The organism is Streptomyces sp. NPDC058796, assembly GCF_042745235.1.
Lineage (GTDB): Bacteria > Actinomycetota > Actinomycetes > Streptomycetales > Streptomycetaceae > Streptomyces.
Genome location: NZ_JBHYOP010000002.1, coordinates 686,914 through 704,707, shown reverse-complemented (window position 1 = coordinate 704,707; position 17,794 = coordinate 686,914). Strand labels below are relative to the sequence as shown.

General features: G+C 71.7%; 19 protein-coding genes. 12 read left to right on the top strand and 7 right to left on the bottom strand.

What is annotated here, in order from left to right; genetic code table 11:
- Positions 1 to 145 precede the first annotated feature (145 nt).
- The 4 genes from ACFW47_RS08550 to ACFW47_RS08535 all read left to right on the top strand — a co-directional run bounded on the left by ACFW47_RS08550 (position 146) and on the right by ACFW47_RS08535 (position 2,021).
- On the top strand, positions 146 to 367 hold the full coding sequence (locus ACFW47_RS08550) for a hypothetical protein (protein WP_386286649.1): 222 nt from the start codon (positions 146 to 148) through the stop codon (positions 365 to 367).
- 184 nt (positions 368 to 551) lie between these two features.
- Positions 552 to 1,193: a TetR/AcrR family transcriptional regulator gene (locus ACFW47_RS08545; protein WP_043383261.1), complete on the top strand. Its 642-nt coding sequence runs from the start codon at positions 552 to 554 to the stop codon at positions 1,191 to 1,193.
- A gap of 142 nt (positions 1,194 to 1,335) precedes the next feature.
- On the top strand, positions 1,336 to 1,563 hold the full coding sequence (locus ACFW47_RS08540) for a DUF3107 domain-containing protein (RefSeq protein WP_073724418.1): 228 nt from the start codon (positions 1,336 to 1,338) through the stop codon (positions 1,561 to 1,563).
- Positions 1,564 to 1,751: 188 nt separating this feature from the next.
- Positions 1,752 to 2,021 (top strand): hypothetical protein, encoded by a 270-nt coding sequence (locus ACFW47_RS08535; protein WP_386286646.1) that lies wholly within the window; start codon positions 1,752 to 1,754, stop codon positions 2,019 to 2,021.
- Between the two features lie 117 nt (positions 2,022 to 2,138).
- On the opposite strand, the gene ACFW47_RS08530 is transcribed toward ACFW47_RS08535, so the two are convergent.
- Positions 2,139 to 2,885 (bottom strand): ferritin-like domain-containing protein, encoded by a 747-nt coding sequence (locus ACFW47_RS08530; protein ID WP_272587485.1) that lies wholly within the window; start codon positions 2,883 to 2,885, stop codon positions 2,139 to 2,141.
- Positions 2,886 to 3,398: 513 nt separating this feature from the next.
- Between ACFW47_RS08530 and ACFW47_RS08525 the strand changes: the two genes are divergently transcribed.
- Together ACFW47_RS08525 and ACFW47_RS08520 are read left to right on the top strand one after the other, a co-directional pair.
- Complete coding sequence (locus ACFW47_RS08525) at positions 3,399 to 5,924, top strand: DEAD/DEAH box helicase (protein ID WP_386305218.1); 2,526 nt, start codon at positions 3,399 to 3,401, stop codon at positions 5,922 to 5,924.
- Positions 5,925 to 6,085: 161 nt separating this feature from the next.
- Positions 6,086 to 6,982: an alpha/beta fold hydrolase gene (locus tag ACFW47_RS08520; protein ID WP_386287930.1), complete on the top strand. Its 897-nt coding sequence runs from the start codon at positions 6,086 to 6,088 to the stop codon at positions 6,980 to 6,982.
- Positions 6,983 to 6,997: 15 nt separating this feature from the next.
- Here ACFW47_RS08520 and ACFW47_RS08515 read toward each other — a convergent pair whose 3' ends face one another.
- On the bottom strand, positions 6,998 to 7,897 hold the full coding sequence (locus ACFW47_RS08515) for an NYN domain-containing protein (RefSeq protein WP_386287928.1): 900 nt from the start codon (positions 7,895 to 7,897) through the stop codon (positions 6,998 to 7,000).
- A 246-nt stretch (positions 7,898 to 8,143) separates the two neighbouring features.
- Here ACFW47_RS08515 and ACFW47_RS08510 point away from each other — a divergent pair, with 246 nt between their 5' ends.
- The gene (locus ACFW47_RS08510) at positions 8,144 to 8,296 is read left to right on the top strand and encodes a hypothetical protein (RefSeq protein ID WP_007444413.1); all 153 of its coding nucleotides are present in this window, start codon (positions 8,144 to 8,146) and stop codon (positions 8,294 to 8,296) included.
- A 66-nt stretch (positions 8,297 to 8,362) separates the two neighbouring features.
- Here ACFW47_RS08510 and ACFW47_RS08505 read toward each other — a convergent pair whose 3' ends face one another.
- From ACFW47_RS08505 to ACFW47_RS08495, 3 genes are all read right to left on the bottom strand, one after another.
- Complete coding sequence (locus tag ACFW47_RS08505) at positions 8,363 to 8,968, bottom strand: MarC family protein (protein WP_386287926.1); 606 nt, start codon at positions 8,966 to 8,968, stop codon at positions 8,363 to 8,365.
- A gap of 55 nt (positions 8,969 to 9,023) precedes the next feature.
- A complete protein-coding gene (locus ACFW47_RS08500; protein ID WP_386287924.1) occupies positions 9,024 to 9,881 on the bottom strand; it encodes a PHP domain-containing protein in 858 nt (285 codons plus the stop codon).
- Positions 9,882 to 10,023: 142 nt separating this feature from the next.
- Positions 10,024 to 10,665 (bottom strand): DUF6758 family protein, encoded by a 642-nt coding sequence (locus ACFW47_RS08495; protein ID WP_386287922.1) that lies wholly within the window; start codon positions 10,663 to 10,665, stop codon positions 10,024 to 10,026.
- Between the two features lie 158 nt (positions 10,666 to 10,823).
- Between ACFW47_RS08495 and ACFW47_RS08490 the strand changes: the two genes are divergently transcribed.
- Complete coding sequence (locus ACFW47_RS08490; protein ID WP_386287920.1) at positions 10,824 to 12,047, top strand: MFS transporter; 1,224 nt, start codon at positions 10,824 to 10,826, stop codon at positions 12,045 to 12,047.
- A gap of 23 nt (positions 12,048 to 12,070) precedes the next feature.
- Here ACFW47_RS08490 and ACFW47_RS08485 read toward each other — a convergent pair whose 3' ends face one another.
- A complete protein-coding gene (locus tag ACFW47_RS08485; protein ID WP_386287918.1) occupies positions 12,071 to 12,667 on the bottom strand; it encodes a suppressor of fused domain protein in 597 nt (198 codons plus the stop codon).
- A 533-nt stretch (positions 12,668 to 13,200) separates the two neighbouring features.
- Between ACFW47_RS08485 and ACFW47_RS08480 the strand changes: the two genes are divergently transcribed.
- Together ACFW47_RS08480 and ACFW47_RS08475 are read left to right on the top strand one after the other, a co-directional pair.
- Positions 13,201 to 14,316: a magnesium and cobalt transport protein CorA gene (locus tag ACFW47_RS08480; RefSeq protein ID WP_386287916.1), complete on the top strand. Its 1,116-nt coding sequence runs from the start codon at positions 13,201 to 13,203 to the stop codon at positions 14,314 to 14,316.
- 33 nt (positions 14,317 to 14,349) lie between these two features.
- On the top strand, positions 14,350 to 14,862 hold the full coding sequence (locus ACFW47_RS08475) for a hypothetical protein (protein ID WP_386287914.1): 513 nt from the start codon (positions 14,350 to 14,352) through the stop codon (positions 14,860 to 14,862).
- 7 nt (positions 14,863 to 14,869) lie between these two features.
- Here ACFW47_RS08475 and ACFW47_RS08470 read toward each other — a convergent pair whose 3' ends face one another.
- Positions 14,870 to 15,607 carry a hypothetical protein gene (locus ACFW47_RS08470; RefSeq protein ID WP_386287912.1) on the bottom strand — a complete coding sequence of 246 codons (738 nt, stop codon included), beginning with the start codon at positions 15,605 to 15,607 and terminating at the stop codon, positions 14,870 to 14,872.
- Between the two features lie 284 nt (positions 15,608 to 15,891).
- On the opposite strand from ACFW47_RS08470, the gene ACFW47_RS08465 reads away from it, so the two are divergent.
- Both ACFW47_RS08465 and ACFW47_RS08460 read left to right on the top strand, forming a co-directional pair.
- Positions 15,892 to 17,184 carry a magnesium transporter MgtE N-terminal domain-containing protein gene (locus tag ACFW47_RS08465; RefSeq protein ID WP_386287910.1) on the top strand — a complete coding sequence of 431 codons (1,293 nt, stop codon included), beginning with the start codon at positions 15,892 to 15,894 and terminating at the stop codon, positions 17,182 to 17,184.
- Positions 17,174 to 17,773: a DUF1003 domain-containing protein gene (locus tag ACFW47_RS08460; protein WP_386287908.1), complete on the top strand. Its 600-nt coding sequence runs from the start codon at positions 17,174 to 17,176 to the stop codon at positions 17,771 to 17,773. Before ACFW47_RS08465 ends, ACFW47_RS08460 begins: the two co-directional genes overlap by 11 nt.
- Positions 17,774 to 17,794 lie beyond the last annotated feature (21 nt).

Genomic DNA, 17,794 nt, shown 5'->3' with positions numbered 1-17,794 from the left:
CATCACAGGGGTGAGTGCGCCCGCGCCGCACGGACGGCCACTGACGACGCATGGCGTCCGGATCGGGTGTCTCCTACGCTCTTGGAGTGGGCACCCGCATGTGGCCCCTGCGCCTTCAGGGACGTTCGTAGGAAGGGAGCCCAGCATGACCGTCGACCCGACCGACCCGGAGACCTTCGAGGACGAGGTACAGGAAACGGAGGAGTCCGACGTCGAGGCACCGGACGCCGACGCCGCCGAGCAGAGGGCGGACATCGCGCCGGAGCGCGACGATCCGCTCACCGGCCACGACCCGGACCGCGCCAACGAGGCCGACCTGGCGGAACAGGCCAGGGTCGTCTCCCACGACGAGGACGACTACCGCTGAAAAGGCTCGCCGCGCAGGAAGGAAGACGCCTCTTGCCCGGCCTGGGCCCTTTTGAAACCTTTTGTGCGGCTTTCGCCGCCGTCCGGTCCGTGAAATTCTGCGCTCGCACCGCACACACCACGGTTACCGAAAAGTACGATGGCGACGCGGCGCACACCGCACGAGGACGACTATGGGAGGCGGCGTGACAGCCATCGAGCAGACAGAGGCGGTACGCCCGCGGGGCACACGCCTTCCCCGCCGAGCCCGACGCAACCAGCTGCTGGGCGCCGCACAGGAAGTGTTCGTGGCCCAGGGCTACCACGCGGCCGCGATGGACGACATCGCCGAGCGGGCCGGTGTCAGCAAGCCGGTGCTCTACCAGCACTTCCCGGGCAAGCTCGACCTGTACCTCGCCCTGCTGGACCAGCACTGCGAGGCCCTGATCCAGTCGGTCCGCCACGCGCTCGCGTCGACGACCGACAACAAGCAGCGCGTCCGGGCGACGATGGACGCCTACTTCGCGTACGTCGAGGACGACGGCGGCGCCTTCCGCCTGGTCTTCGAGTCGGACCTGACCAACGAGCCCGCCGTGCGCGAGCGCGTCGACAAGGTCACCAACGAGTGCGCCGAGGCGATCTGCGACGTCATCGCCGAGGACACCGGCCTCTCGCGCGCGGAGTCGATGCTGCTGGCCTCCGGTCTGGGCGGCCTCGCTCAGGTGGTGGCCCGCTCGTGGCTGCACAGCGACCGCAGCGTGCCCCGCGACCAGGCGGTGCAGCTGCTGACCTCGCTCGCCTGGCGGGGCATCGCCGGTTTCCCGCTGCACGGCACCGAACAGCACTGACCGGCTCGTCCGCGGGACTGGCGGGACTCTGTTCGCTCCTGGCGTTCTCCGGCGAAGCGTGTACGTCCCCTCACCGGGCTAATGTGTGCTGGGTACGGCGCGGAAGATCGCGCACTTCACTGACCGTCGGAGGGACATAGCCGTGGAGGTCAAGATCGGCGTGCAGCACGCGCCCCGCGAGATCGTTCTGGAGAGCGGTCAGAGTGCCGAGGAGGTCGAGCGCGTGGTCGCCGAGGCACTGGCCGGCAAGTCGCAGCTGCTGAGCCTCGTGGACGAACACGGCCGCAAGATCCTGGTGCCGGCCGACCGTCTCGCCTACGTCGAGATCGGCGAGCCGTCCCCGCGCAAGGTGGGCTTCGGCGCGCTGTAGCCGACGGACGCGGGACTACGGACGAAGCACGGGAGGGGCCCGGCGGTTAGTCACCGCCGGGCCCCTCCCGCATGTCCGCGCACGAGTGGAGCACGGTTCACCCCTCGGGGAGGGTTGTGTTCCGCAGGTCAGGGGTAAGACGGCTGTGACCGTTTCGGGCAGGCCGGCCGCGTGGGAGGGACCCCGACATGCTCTTAGAAGCGCTCAGCGCAGCGATCCTCGGCCTCGCCCTGGCATGGGCCGCCGCCCACCGTCTGCCGCACCGGCTCCCGGCCCCCGTCCTGGTGCTGCCGACGGGCATCGCCGGGGCGCTCTTCGGGGCGTTCGTCACGCACACCGCGCTGGGCGCCGGCGGTCTCGTGCTGGTCCTGCTGGGCTCGGCGGCTCTCTCCGCGGCCTCGCTGTCGCTGCTGCTGCGTCCCGCGGCGAGACTGCGCCAGCGCTCGGCCACCGCCTGAGCGACCGCCCGGCCGTCCGTCGAAGGCCGCACACGGGGTCACCGCGCACGGCCATCGCTCGCCGCGACGTACCGCCCCGTCACCCCGCGCACGCCCCGGCGCCCGGGCCCGCCTCGGTCAGGCCGCCAGCCCCAGGGCCGCCATCCGCTTGGTGTGGGCCTCGGTGATCCGGGAGAACATCTTGCCGACCTCGGCGAGGTCGAAGCCGTCCGCGACACCGCCCACCAGCATCGTCGACAGCGCGTCCCGGTCGGCGACCACACGCTGGGACTGGGACAGGGCCTCGCCCATCAGCCGCCGCGCCCACAGCGCGAGCCGCCCGCCCACGCGCGGGTCCGCGTCGATCGCCGCGCGCACCTTCTCCACGGCGAAACCGGCGTGCCCGGTGTCGTCGAGCACCGCCAGCACCAGTTCGCGGGTGTCGGAGTCGAGACGGGCCGCGACCTCGCGGTAGAAGTCACTGGCGATGGAGTCGCCGACGTAGGCCTTGACCAGCCCCTCCAGCCAGTCGGAGGGGTCCGTCTGCTTGTGGAAGCCGTCGTAGGCGGCCACGAACGGCTCCATCGCCGCCGTCGGCTCCTCGCCGATCTCGGCGAGCCGGTCGCGCAACCGCTCGAAGTGGTGGAACTCCGCCGACGCCATCTTCGCCAGCTCCGCCTTGTCCGCCAGCGTCGGCGCCAGCTTGGCGTCCTCCGCGAGCCGCTCGAACGCCGCCAGCTCGCCGTACGCGAGTGCGCCGAGCAGATCCACGACAGCGGCGCGGTACTGCGGGTCGGCGGCGGCCGTCGCCCAGTCCCGGGCGGCGACCGAAGTGGGTTCGGCGGTGGCGTCTGCGGCGTTGCCAGGCTTGTCAGAGCTCGTCATGCAGCGCACAATAGCTCGCCCGCCGCGTGCCGGAAGGCCCCCGGTGACCCCCGGCCGCACCCGGGCGGACAGTGTGACGACGACTACGTGTCCAAATCGGCCATCGCGTGTGCGCGAATCCGGGGTATGGTGGTAATGCGCCTGCCGAGTATGTGACGTACGGGTACGTGACATCGTCGTCGGGCCGCACGCATGAGGATGCCCGGTCGGTGGCCCGATCGGCTCCGACCCGACAGCCCTCCCTGCCGTACGCCACGCTGCGTACGGAATCCGGAGGGGGACCCTCAGTGGTACGAGCGCTGGAGCGTCGACAGAGGTCCCGTGTCCTACGGCTCACCCGTAAGGCAGCCGACGTCCCCGACACGGTCCGGCACGACCCGCGCGCTCGCCTCGCACCACGTACACAGAAGAGGCAGCACCCTGACTACGACGTTTCGATCCCTCGGGATCCTCCCCGAGACCGCCGAAGCCCTCGAGGCCGTCGGCATCATCACTCCCTTCCCCATCCAGGAGATGACGCTCCCCGTGGCCCTGTCGGGCAAGGACGTCATCGGCCAGGCCAAGACCGGTACCGGCAAGACGCTGGGCTTCGGCCTCCCGCTCCTCGAGCGCGTCACCGTCCCCGCCGACGTCGAGGCGGGCCGCGCCGCTCCCGAGGCCCTGACCGACGCCCCGCAGGCCCTCGTCGTCGTCCCGACGCGCGAGCTGTGCCAGCAGGTCACCAACGACCTCCTGACCGCCGGCAAGGTGCGCAACGTGCGCGTTCTCGCGATCTACGGCGGCCGGGCGTACGAGCCGCAGGTGGAGGCCCTGAAGAAGGGCGTCGACGTGATCGTCGGCACCCCGGGCCGGCTGCTGGACCTCGCGGGCCAGAAGAAGCTGAGCCTGAAGCACATCAAGAGCCTGGTCCTCGACGAGGCCGACGAGATGCTCGACCTGGGCTTCCTGCCCGACGTCGAGAAGATCATCAACATGCTGCCGGCCAGGCGTCAGACGATGCTGTTCTCGGCCACCATGCCGGGTGCGGTCATCGGACTGGCCCGCCGTTACATGTCGCAGCCGACGCACATCTCGGCCACCTCGCCGGACGACGCGGGCGCGACGGTCGCGAACACGAAGCAGTTCATCTACCGCGCGCACAACATGGACAAGCCCGAAATGGTGGCGCGCATACTGCAGGCCGAGGGCCGGGGCCTGGCCATGGTCTTCTGCCGCACCAAGCGCACGGCGGCCGACCTGGCCGACCAGCTCAAGCAGCGCGGCTTCGCCTCCGGCGCGGTCCACGGCGACCTCGGCCAGGGCGCCCGCGAGCAGGCGCTGCGCGCCTTCCGCAACGGCAAGGTGGACGTGCTCGTCTGCACCGACGTGGCGGCCCGCGGCATCGACGTCGAGGGCGTGACGCACGTCATCAACTACCAGTCGCCGGAGGAGGAGAAGACGTACCTGCACCGCATCGGCCGCACCGGCCGCGCGGGCGCCAAGGGTACGGCGATCACCCTCGTCGACTGGGACGACATCCCCCGCTGGCAGCTGATCAACAAGGCGCTCCAGCTGGACTTCAACGACCCGCCGGAGACGTACTCCACCTCTCCGCACCTGTACGCCGACCTCGGCATCCCCGAGGGCACCAAGGGTGTGCTGCCGCGCTCGGAGCGCACCCGTGCCGGGCTCGACGCGGAGGAGGTGGAGGACCTGGGCGAGCCGGGCGGCCGTGGTGGCCGCACGCGCGGCGACCGGGGTGGCCGGGTCGGTCGGGACGAGTCCCGTTCCGCCGACCGCGAGCGTGCGCCCCGTACGCCGCGGCGCCGCCGCCGGATGCGCGGCGGTGCGCCGGTGGACGCCGACGCCGCCGCGACCACCGCGCCCGAGGCCGTGACCGGCGGCGCGGACAGCGCCGCCGACGCAGGCCAGGACGCCCCCCAGGGTCCCCGCACGCTGCGCCGCCGACGCCGTACGCGCGGTGGAGAGCCGGCCCAGCAGCCGGTGACGCCGACGACGGCTGACGCGCCTGCCGCACCGGCCGTGGTGGACACCGCGCCCGCGATGCCGGAAGCCGCGGAAGCGGCGGAGGCTCCGGCGAAGCCGCGCCGCCGCCGCACCCGGAGGACGACCGAGACGCAGGTCACGGCTGTCGAGACCACCCCGGTGGTCGAGTCTCCGGTGGTCGAGTCTCCGGTCGCCGACGCCGCTCCGGTGGCCGAGGCCCCGGCGGAGAAGCCGCGCCGCCGCACCCGCAAGGCCGCGACCACCGCCGAGACGGTGGTCGACACGGCGGAGGCGGCGACCGAGTCCGCGTCCGAGCCGACGGAGGCCAAGCCGCGCCGCGCCCGGAAGACGGCCGCCACCAAGGCGGAGACCACTGCCGACACGGCCGAAGCCACCGAGGCCAAGCCGAAGGCCCGCCGCACCCGCAAGACCGCGGCGGCCACCGAGGCCACCGCCGAGATCCCCACCCAGTCGGCACAGGAGCCGGAAGCCGCCGAGGCCAAGCCCCGCCGCACCCGGAAGACGGCCGCCACCAAGGCGGAGACCGCTGCCGACACGGCCGAGGCCGCCGAGGCCAAGCCGAAGGCCCGCCGCACCCGCAAGGCAGCCGCGTCCGAGGCGGAGGCGGCCACGGACACGGCCGAGGCGACCGACGCCAAGCCGAAGGTCCGCCGCACCCGCAAGACCGCGGCGGCCACCGAGGGCGCCGAGGCAACGGAAGCCGCCGAGGCCAAGCCCCGCCGCACCCGGAAGACGGCCGCCACCAAGGCGGAGACCGCCGCCGACACGGCCGAGGCCACCGAGGCCAAGCCGAAGGCCCGCCGCACCCGCAAGACCGCGGCGGCCACCGAGGCCACCGCCGAGATCCCCACCCAGTCGGCACAGGAGCCGGAAGCCGCGCCGCGGCGCCGGACCCGTAAGGCCGCGACCACGGTGGAGGCGCCCACGGAGGCCGCCGACACGGCCGAGGCCAAGCCGAAGGCCCGGCGCACCCGGAAGACGGCCGCGGCCACCACGCGTCCCGCCGATTCCCCGGAGTCCGGCGAGAGCTGACCGGCGCCGCTTCACCCTGCCGTCGGCCCGGCCCCGCGACATTCGCGGGGCCGGGCCGACGGCGTCCCCCGTACCGAGGGGGCCTCCTCGGAACTCCTCCCCCGCCCCGCTTGCCCGCACCGGCTCCACCCCCGCCCCGCTCCGCCCGATAGCCTCTGCCCGTGAGCAGGAACGCCGCCTTCACTCCGCCCTCCGACGCCCGCACGTACCGGCTGCGTACCGGACGCGGTGAGTTCGCCGTCGTCGACTCGCCCGTGGCCGACGGGGTGGAGCCGAGGGGAACGGTGCTGATGCTGCCCGGGTTCACGGGAAGCAAGGAGGACTTCACCCTGCTGCACGAGCCGCTCGGGAGGCGCGGGTACCGGACGGTCGCCGTGGACGGGCGGGGGCAGTACGAGTCCGACGGGCCCGAGCACGACGAGGCGGCCTACGCGCGGGACGAGCTGGCCCGGGACGTGCTCGCGCAGGTCGGCGCCCTCGGGACGCGGGTGCATCTCCTCGGGCACTCCCTCGGCGGGCAGATCGCCCGGTCGGCCGTCCTCCTCGACCACACCCCCTTCGTGTCCCTCACGCTGGTGTCCTCGGGCCCGGCGCGGATCTCCGCCTCCCAGCAGCAGCGGGTGAAACTGCTGCGTGACGCGCTCGACACGATGACGATGGCCGAGGTCTGGCAGGTGATCCAGGCGATGGGACCGCCCGAGGAGGTCGGTGCCCCCGCCCCCGCCCACGGTCCGGAAGACCCGGAGCGGCTGCGCGACCGTTGGCTGGGCACCAGACCCGCGCAGCTGCTCGCCACCGGGCGGCAGCTGTGCACCGAGCCGGACCGGGTCGCCGAACTCGCCGCCACGCCACTGCCGTGCCACGTGCTGTCGGGCTCCTACGACGACACCTGGCCGGTCCCCCTGCTGGACGAGATGGCCGTACGGCTGGACGCGCGCCGGACCGTCATCGACGGCGCCGAGCACTCCCCCAACACCGACCAGCCCCTGCCGACCGCCCGCGCCCTCGCCGGTTTCTGGGACGACGTCGCCCGGCGGTCACGACCGGACGCGCCCTAGTCAGCCGGCCGTCGGCTAGTACTGCGCCCGCAGGTGCTCCCAGAACCCGTCCCGCAGCGCCCGCCGCAGGTCGGCCTGGCCGCGCAGCGAGTACTGCAGCAGCCCCTCGGCCTCCACCAGCAGGTCCTGGTCGACCGAGCCGGGGAGGTAGGGGTGGCCGGGGAGGAGTTCCACCAGTGACTCGCGGCCCCGGGAGGCCAGCCACTTGGCCGCGATCTGCGCGCCGACGAAGCGGACGTCCTCGCGGGCGGGGCGGGCGGCGGCGTCCGTCACCTCGTAGGCCTGGGCCGTGCGCCGGGAGACGTACGGCTTGAAGAAGTCCAGGTCGAAGGTGCGCTGGCTGTCGACCTCCCAGAGCAGCGGATCGGCCTGATTGCGGCCCTCGGGCGCCTCGACGCCCCACAGGTGGACGCGTGCGCCGTAGCCCTGGGCGGCCTCGACCGCCGACACCAGGTCCTCGTCGCCGCCGAGCAGGGCCGCGTCGCTGATCGCGCGGTGCCGGGCGAGGGACTCCAGGTCCGAGCGGATGAGGGAGTCGACGCCCTTCTGCTGGTTGTTGGCGTTGAGGTTGCCCAGGCGGACCTTCACGTCCGGGAGCTCGGCGATGGACTGCTGCTCGGCGGTGTGGATGCGGCGCCGGGCACCGTCGTACCAGTACACCCGCAGGAGGCGGCTGTCCGCGAAGATCGTGCGCGCCTTGTCGATGAGGGCCTCGATCAGGCCTTCCGCGTCCAGGTCGAACGCCCGGCGGTCCTCGGTCCCCGCCACCAGACGACCCGCCGCCGCGTAGAGGTACCCGGCGTCGACGAAGATCGCGTGGGTCGAGGGCGTCTTCGCCACCTCGGCGAGCATGCGCTGCAGCAGCTCGTTGGTGCGATCGATGCGGGCGCTCAGGGACGCGAGGTCGTCGTTCATCGCCTCCCATTCTCCCGGCGGTCACGCTGCGAACACAACCGGTCCCGGTCAGTCTGGTTCCGGCATCCGGCGACGCCGTAACGATCGGCTTACCTGTCAGTAATTAGCAGTTCGAAAAATTTCCTTAGCGTAGGGAATGTTTGCAGCGGGCACCCCGTTGACAATGAACGACTCCCTGGGCACCGACGACCCGGGAGCCACACCAGTAGTTCTCCTCAGGAGGATGACCAGATCAAGGGAGAGGCCATGCGCTTTGAAGTCATGCGACTCGACGACGTCGACGGAACCCCCGTGGACACGACCGTCGTGGACGCCGCCTCCGTGAACCGCATCGTCCAGCAGGCCGCCGCCATCGGGCAGCGCCTGTGGATCCGCCCCGCCGACACCTCGGCGTTGTAGCGCGGACGACCGCACGTACGCACCAGGGCCCCCGCACACAAGCCGTGCGGGGGCCCTCGCGTCGCGTCACGCGCCCTGGACGACCTGGGTGACCCCGTTGATGATCTGCTGCACGGCGATCGCGGAGAGCATCATGCCCGCGAGGCGGGTCACCAGGACGACGCCGCCGTCCTTGATGACGCGGATGATCAGCAGCGAGTACCGCATCACCAACCACAGCACCACGTGGATCGCGAGGATCGCCGTCCACACCGACACCTGCGTGGTGACGCTGTCGGCCTTCTCCACTGCCAGGATGACCGACACGATCGCGCCGGGCCCGGCGAGCAGCGGCATGCCGAGCGGTACGAGTGCGACGTTGACGTCCTTGGTCTGCTTCGGCTCGTCCGTCTTGCCGGTGAGCAGGTCGAGCGCGATCAGCAGGAGCAGCAGCCCGCCCGCGATCATCAGTGCGGGCACGGACACGTGCAGGTAGTCGAGGATCTGGTGCCCGAGGAGACCGAACACCGTGATCACGCCACCGGCGACGCAGACGGCCTGGAAGGCCATCCGCTTCTGCACCTTGGCGGGCCGGCCGGAGGTCAGCGCGAGGAAGATCGGGGTGATCCCGGGGGGATCCATGATGACAAAAAGGGTCAGGAAGAGGGAGCCGAAGACGGCGATGTCGAACATGGGTGAGCTACTGGCCTTGCGGGAGAAGTGAAGGAGGGCGGGCGGGGAGTGCGGCTCAGACTCCGCCGGCTCCCGGCACCGGGAAGGCCCCGAACGCCCGCCGCGTGATCTCCCCGTACACCTCGGGATCCGTCGTGTACTCGCCGAGCAGACAGGTCTTCCGGCTGCCGTGGTAGTCGCTGGACCCGGTCACCAGGAGCCCCAGCTCCTTGGCGAGCCCCCGCAGCCGCGCCCGCGCGTCCGCGTCGTGGTCCATGTGATCGACCTCGATGCCGTCGAGACCGGCGGCGGCCAGGTCGGCGATCGTGGCCTCCGGCACCGTGCGCCCGCGCTTGGCGGCGGCCGGGTGTGCGAACACGGCCACACCACCGGCCGCCTTGATCAGCCGCAGCGCGTCGAAGGGGTCGGTCTCGTGCTTCTCGACGAAGGCCCGGCCGCCGTCGGCCAGCCAGTCCTCGGTGAAGGCGTCGCCCACGGTGGGTACGACACCGAGTTCGACGAGGGCGGTGGCCACGTGCGGCCGTCCCACCGAACCGTCGCCCGCGATGCGCGCGACCTGCTCCCAGGTGACCGGCACGCCCAGCGCGTTCAGTTTGGCGACCATGGCCTTGGCCCGCGGCACCCGGTCGTCCCGGACCAGCTCGCGCTCGGCGAGCAGGGTGGGCTCCTCGGGGTCGAAGAGGTAGGCCAGCATGTGCATGCTGATGCCGTCGACGCGGCAGGAGAGCTCGGCGCCGGTGACGAGGGTCAGCCCCTCGGGCAGCGCGGCGACGGCCTCGGCGTGACCGCGGGTGGTGTCGTGGTCGGTCAGCGCGATGACGTCCAGCCCGGCCGTGGCCGCCTTGCGGACCAGCTGGGCCGGGGTGTCCGTGCCGTCGGACGCGGTGGAGTGGGTGTGCAGATCGATGCGCACGACGCTGACTCCAAGCGGTGACGGGACGGAGGGGGACGCTCAAGGATAACCGGAACTCGAGCCGCCACTGTCACACCCGAACCGGGCCGGCGCCCACTACACATCGGCTCCCGCCCGCCTACGGGTCCACCGGTTCCGAGGGCTACGGCTGGAGCAGTCGCGGCGACAGCGCCCCGCAAGGCACCAGGTCCACCTCGGCACCCGCGTCCCGCAGGTCGGTCAGCACGAGCTCCTCGTACATCAGCAGTGCGGCCTGCTCCGGCCAGGCGACGGCCCACAGCCACATCCCGAGGGCCTCCCCGGCGAAGACCGCGCGGTCGACGGGGGCACCGGAGACGTGCCAGAGGGGGGTGGGGCGGCCGGCGGCGAGCACCTTCGCCTGGGGCGGCTTCTCGACGTTCATGTACGGACCCGGGTCCGGGGCGTCGAGGCCCGCGTACCGCGCGCCGAGGCCGACGCCGAGCTCCTCGGCGACCAGGATCAGCTCACCGACTCCGCCGAGCGGACCGGGGCCGGAACAGGCCACGGCGGTCGCCCGGCCGCCGCTGCGGTCGTCACCCGCGCAGGCCACACCGGTGAACAGCCAGCCGACCGGCAGCGGCCACGGCATCCACACCGGCACCTGCGTGCGGTGCACCACGACGCCGAGCGCCTCGACGCTGGGCGGGAGCACGGGCTGCAGCGGGTGCACCGTGCCGTGCAGGTCGCACTGCCAGGAATCGGCGAAGAGGCCGGGAGCCCTGACCCGGCCACCACACTTCGGGCAACTGGGTTCGCCCCTCATAGAGCCCCACGGTCCTACCCTCGCTCCCCCACGTCAAGGACGATCACCCATCCGGGCGGCAGGGCTGACCGGGGAAAACTAGATGTAACTTGCATTAATTAGCATGGCTAACTTACTATGTGCAAACACCAACTGATCGTCGGCATCTGGAGCACTGCATGGACCCCTTCGACGCGGGTGCGGGCGGCATCCTGCGGCAGCCCAAGGCGGTGTGGGCGACCGCCGGCGCGTCCGTCGTGGCCTTCATGGGCATCGGGCTCGTCGACCCGATCCTGCCGTCCATCGCCAAGGGCCTGGACGCGAGCGCCAGCCAGGTCTCCCTCCTGTTCACCTCCTACTTCCTCATCACCGCCCTCGCGATGCTGGTCACCGGCTTCGTCTCCAGCCGCATCGGCGGACGCAAGACGCTGCTGCTCGGGCTCGCCTTCGTCGTGGTCTTCGCGGGCCTGGCGGGCACCTCCGGCACGGTCGGCCAGCTCGTCGGCTACCGGGCCGGCTGGGGCCTGGGCAACGCGCTGTTCGTCTCGACGGCCCTCGCGGTGATCGTCGGCGCCGCGGCCGGCGGAAGCGCCGCGGCGATCCTGCTGTACGAGTCGGCCCTCGGCCTCGGCATGGCCTGCGGCCCGCTGCTGGGCGCGCTGCTGGGCGACGCGAGCTGGCGCTACCCGTTCTTCGGCACGGCCTTCCTGATGGCCATCGGTTTCCTGTGCATCACGGTGTTCCTGAAGGAACAGCCGAAGCCGGCCCGCAAGACCTCACTGCTGGACCCGGTCAAGGCGCTGGGCCACGGCGGCCTGGCCTCCGCCGCGGTCTCGGCGTTCTTCTACAACTACACGTTCTTCACGGTGCTGGCCTTCACCCCGTTCGTGCTGAACATGACGCCGTACAAGTCGGGCGCGGTGTTCTTCGCGTGGGGCGTGCTGCTCGCCGTCTTCTCGGTCCTCGTGGCGCCGCGGATGCAGAAGCGGTTCGGCTCACTGAAGGTGCTGGGCGGCTCGCTGGTGCTCCTCGCCGCCGACGTACTGGTCCTCGGCTACGGCAACCACACCACCGCGATCGTCTGCACGATCCTGTCCGGCGCGTTCATCGGCGTGAACAACACCGTCTACACCGAGCTGGCCCTCGGGGTGTCGGACGCGCCGCGTCCGGTGGCGAGCGCGGGCTACAACTTCGTGCGCTGGTTCGCGGCCGCCGCGGCGCCCTACTTCGCGCCGAAGATCGAGGAGTGGACCGACATCCACATCCCGTTCGTGGTGGCGGCGGTCACCGCCGTGCTGGGCGCGGTCGTGGTCCTCGTACGGCGCCGCGCGCTCACGCACGAGGCGCAGGAACTGGAGCCGAAGCACGCGACGGAGGACGGGGTCACCGTCTTCGCCGACTGACCGACGGAAGCCGGTGAGTCACGTCACTCCAGCGGGACGGACCTGCGGGACGGATCCCGCAGGTCCGTTCCCTGGGTGAGCCAGCGTTCCTGGAGGGCCTGGGCGCCGTGCACGCGCTTCCACGCGGCCTCGTTCGGCGTCATCGGCAGCAGCGGCAGGAACCGTACGGCATCCAGCGGGGCGTCCAGCTCCAGGTCTTCCACCAGGCCGCCCGGCTCGGCGACCAGGACCGAGGTGAAGGGCGCCCCGGGCCACAGCGGCTCGCCGACGTCCAGTGACGCACCGGGCGCGACGACGACCCCCTCGACCTGCGGGGAAGCCGCCAGTACGGCGAGCGGACGGAGCACCTTGTCGGTGTCGGCGAGACCGGAGCGCACCGAGAGGACCAGCTCGGCGCGCGGCCCCTTGACCGGGTCGGCGAGCACGGCCGTGGGGTCGGCCATGGGCTGCGCGGACATGCCCAGGGTGGCGTAGCGGACGATGTCGCCCTCCTGGCCGCCGCCCGGGAAGCGCAGGACCTCGATGCGGTCGGTGCCGAGGAAGGTGACCGCCGCGCGCGCGTCCGGTTCGCCCAGTGCGCTGAGCAACCGGGCCTCGACCAGAGGAAGAACATCAGCCATGCGGCGAGCATAGAACTCGTCAGCACAAGGCAAAGCGGCGCCTTGACACGTCGGGTGACTGATACTCTGGGCCAGCGGCTCGGGGCAGCGCGCAGAAGCGCCGCGATCAAGACCCCGACGCCTGAAGACTTCCCTACGGGGAACCCTCCCAAACGAGGGTATCGATCGTCCCTCACGAGGGACCGGCCGGAGGAGGTGGGCGGCATGGACCGAAGTCGACCGTGCAGTACCACCCGCTCTTCCGGCCGCTGACGCAGCCGCCCCGGCTCACCGCCCCCGCGGCTTCCCGTCTCCAGCGCGCCCGCACACGGAAGAGCACTTCGTCTCGTTTTGCCTGATCCGGTCCGTCGGCCTCGCCGACGACGTCGACCGATCCGGGTCAGCCGCTGAATCAGCAGCGAAGCCGGCCACCGCGACGGTGCGGTGCTCCCCGCTTTGTGGACGTGCCGAGCACGTACGGCCAGGACGTCCTCATTCCGGGTGGTTCCACCCGCCACCGGCCCCGCTCGCTGCCCGTCGCGAAGGAGCCTGCCATGTCGATGATCCGTGACCTGCGCGCCGCGGTCCGCCCGTCCCGCGTCTCGCTGCGCAAGGACAACGGCGCCTACGACACCACCCGTGACCCGGCGACCGCCACCGCCGTGGTCGACTGCGCCGTCTACCGCGACGGCGCCCGCGTCGAGACCGAAGCTCCGCTGAGCCCGCACCAGGCGATGCGTCAGGTGCGCCGCGACGGCGGGTTCGTGTGGATCGGCCTGCACGAGCCGACCGAGGACGAATTCGCCGGTATCGCCCGCGAGTTCGGGCTGCACCCGCTGGCCGTGGAGGACGCCGTCCAGGCCCACCAGCGGCCCAAGCTGGAGCGCTACGACGACTCCCTGTTCACCGTCTTCAAGACCATCCACTACGTCGACCACGACGAACTGACCGCCAACAGCGAGGTCGTCGAGAGCGGCGAGGTCATGTGCTTCACCGGCCGGGACTTCTTCATCACCGTCCGGCACGGCGGGAAGGGCTCGCTGCGCGCACTGCGGCACCGGCTCCAGGAAGACCCCGAGCTGCTGCTCAAGGGCCCCTCCGCGGTGCTGCACGCCATCGCCGACCACGTCGTCGACGGCTACATCGCGGTCGCCGACGCGGTGCAGGACGACATCGACGAGGTCGAGACGGAGGTGTTCTCGCCGGGCCGCAAGGGCAGTCCGCGCGGCACCGACGCCGGCCGGATCTACCAACTCAAGCGCGAGGTACTGGAGTTCAAGCGCGCCGTCTCCCCGCTGCTGCGCCCCATGCAGCTGCTCAGCGAGCGGCCGATGCGGCTGATCGACCCGGAGATCCAGAAGTACTTCCGGGACGTCGCCGACCACGTGGCCCGGGTGCAGGAGCAGGTCGTCGGCTTCGACGAACTGCTGAACTCCATCCTCCAGGCCAACCTCGCACAGGCGTCCGTCGCGCAGAACGAGGACATGCGCAAGATCACCTCGTGGGCGGCGATCATCGCCGTACCGACGATGGTGTGCGGGGTGTACGGCATGAACTTCGACCACATGCCGGAGACCCACTGGAAGTACGGATATCCCATGGTCATCGGCATCACCGTGGCCATCTGTCTGGGCATCCACCGCACCCTGAAGCGCAACGGCTGGCTCTGAGCCGGCCACGGCACCCGTGGATAGGCTGAGCGCATGACAAGCGAGCTGCTCGACCAGGCCCTCGTCGAGGAGGCCACGAAGAAATCCGGCCTCATCTGGGTCAAGGGGCCGGGGGTGCCCGCCCGCGCGCTGTGGCACGTCTGGCACGAGGGCGCGGCGCTCGTCGTCGGCGACGGTCCCGGCGAGCAGCCGCTGCCGGGACTGGCCGACGGGGCCGCGGCCGAGGTGACCGTGCGCAGCAAGGACAAGGGGGGCCGGCTGGTCTCCTGGACGGCACGGGTGGTGGAGCTGCCCTCCGGGTCCGAGGCGTGGCAGGCGGCGGTCGCCGACCTCAAGGGCAAGCGGCTGAACGCCCCGGACGGCGAGGCGATGACCGACCGCTGGGCCCGTGAGTGCCGGGTCCTGCGCCTGGAGCCGACGGGGGCCACGGCGACGCTGCCCGACGGTTCACTGGCCGAGGCCCCGCTGCCGAGCCCGGCGACGACGCGCGGGCCGGTCCCGGAAGGGCTGCCGCGGCTGCTGCTGAAGCGGCGCAAGCGGCGCTAGCAGGGCCTCACGACGTCGGCAGCTGCTTGCCGTAGTCCAGGGTGTCGTCCTTCGCCGGCTCCTCGAGGGCGAAGTCCTTGTTCCAGTCCGAGAAACCGATCGTGCCGGCGCTGCCCGCGCGGACCAGGCGCAGCGGGTACGGGGTGCCCTCCAGGGAGACGTCCAGCGAGCCGCCGGCGCCCTCGTCGCCGGTGATGCGGATGGTGCGCACGCCCGCCTGCTCGTGGCGGCCGTCGGTCTCCACCGTGCCGTGCAGGGCCAGCAGACCGCCCAGGAGGACGTCCTTGTCCGTGAACCCGCTGAACTTCTTGTACACGGGGTCGCTCTCGGGCACCTTCACGTACTTGCCCGCCAGCTTCTCGGCGGCCTTGGCGTCCCCGCCGTCGTGGCTCCAGAAGCCGGCGTCGGCCTTGAGGAAGAGCTGGTCGCCCACGCGCAGCAGCCCGAACGTCGCCCCCTCGGCGGCCACCGACCCGGTCCCGCCGTCGGACTTCAGCCGCATGTCGAGGGTGTACGTGCTCCCGCCCGCTTCCACGGACCCGTGCAGGCGCACCGCCTCGGCGGCCCCGGCGGCCGAGCGGGCCTTCGCGTGGATCTTGTCGGCGGAGAGCTTCCCGAGGCCGTTGGTACCCGCGTCGGGATCCTCACCGCCGCATCCCGTCAGCCCCGCTCCCGCCACCGTCAGGGCGCACACGGCGCCGATCAGTGCGGCCCTGCGGAATCGGCGCCGGGGAGTCACGAACACAGGAGGGGCTGCCTTTCTGACACGGGCGGACAAGGAGCCGGCCGGGCACCCGGGAGCTGTGGCACAGGCCCTGGCGGCGTACCGCAGCGTACCGGGACCCCGGACGGTGAACGGAGCCAGTCCGTCCGGACCGGCCGCCAGGGCGGAGCCGTTCGGGACGGGCTAGCCTGAAGCCCGTCCGAGCGGGCAATTCGGAAAAGAGACACCGTACGAAACAGCTCTCACACAGAGTGGGTTCAGCTCTCACCCGTGGTGAGCCACGCTTAGGAAAAGGAGCCGCGGCCATGGCAGCGGGCGCCCCCCGGATCTTCGTCTCCCACCTCTCCGGCATCGCCGTCTTCGACCCGGCCGGCGACCAGGTGGGGCGTGTCCGCGATCTGGTCGTCATGCTCCGCGTCGGCCGCAAACCCCCTCGGGTGCTGGGCCTGGTCGTCGAACTCACCACCCGCCGCCGCATCTTCCTGCCCATGACCCGGGTCACCGGCATCGAGTCCGGCCAGGTCATCACCACCGGGGTGCTGAACGTCCGGCGCTTCGAGCAGCGCCCCACCGAGCGCCTGGTCTTCGGTGAACTGCTCGACCGGCGGGTCAGCCTCACCGAGACGGGCGAGGAGGTCACCGTCCTCGACCTGGCCGTGCAGCAGCTGCCGGCCCGCCGGGACTGGGAGATCGACAAGGTCTTCGTCCGCAAGGGGAAGAAGGGCGGCGCCTTCCGGCGCCACAAGGGGGAGACGCTCACCGTGGAGTGGTCCGGCGTCACCGGCTTCTCCGTGGAGGAGCAGGGACAGGGCGCCGAGAACCTCCTCGCCACCTTCGAGCAGCTGCACCCCGCCGACCTCGCCAACGTCCTGCACCACCTGTCGGCCAAGCGCCGCGCCGAGGTCGCCGCCGCGCTCGACGACGACCGCCTGGCCGACGTGCTGGAGGAGCTGCCGGAGGACGACCAGATCGAGATCCTCGGCAAGCTCAAGGAGGAGCGGGCCGCGGACGTCCTGGAGGCGATGGACCCCGACGACGCGGCCGACCTGCTCGGTGAGCTGCCCGAGGCGGACAAGGAACGGCTGCTGAGCCTGATGCAGCCCTCCGACGCGGCCGACATGCGGCGGCTGATGGCGTACGAGGAGCACACGGCCGGCGGTCTGATGACGACCGAGCCGATCGTGCTGCGGCCCGACGCCACCGTCGCCGACGCCCTGGCCCGGATCCGCAACCCCGACCTGTCCCCGGCGCACGCCGCCCAGGTCTACGTCTGCCGCCCGCCCGAGGAGACCCCGACCGGCAAGTACCTGGGCACGGTCCACTTCCAGCGCCTGCTGCGCGACCCCCCGTACACCCTGGTCGGCTCGATCATCGACGACGACCTGCAACCCCTGGACCCGGACGCCGCGCTGCCCGTGGTCGCCGGGTTCTTCGCCACGTACGACATGGTGGCGGCGCCGGTCGTCGACGACTCGGGGGCGCTGCTGGGCGCGATCACGGTGGACGACGTGCTGGATCACATGCTGCCCGACGACTGGCGGGAGACCGAGTACCACTTGGAGGAGACGGCGGGGGAGGTGGGTGTCGATGGTGCCTGAGCGCGAGACGACGACCCGTGAGCGTGCCGCGTCGGGAGCGACCGCGTCCTCCCGTGTGCGGGCCCGGCTGGACCAGCCCCGTCCGCCGCGCCGGCGGCTGCTGCCGGAGTGGGACCCGGAGTCCTTCGGCCGGCTGTCGGAGCGCGTCGCGCGGTTCCTGGGCACCGGACGGTTCATCGTCTGGATGACGGTCGTCATCATCGTCTGGGTGGTGTGGAACGTGTCCGCGCCCAGCGGCCTGCGCTTCGACGAGTACCCGTTCATCTTCCTGACCCTGATGCTGTCGCTCCAGGCCTCCTACGCCGCCCCGCTGATCCTGCTCGCGCAGAACCGGCAGGACGACCGGGACCGGGTCAACCTGGAGCAGGACCGCAAGCAGAACGAGCGGTCGATCGCCGACACCGAGTACCTGACCCGGGAGATCGCCGCCCTGCGCATCGGGCTGGGCGAGGTCGCGACGCGGGACTGGATCCGCTCGGAGCTCCAGGACGCGCTCAAGGACCTGGAGGAGCGCCAGAACGGCCATCACCCCGACCGTGGGGTATTCCCGGCGGATCGGTCCGCGGGGCGTGACGTACGCGACCGCTGACGGGGCTTTCCGTGCCCCGTG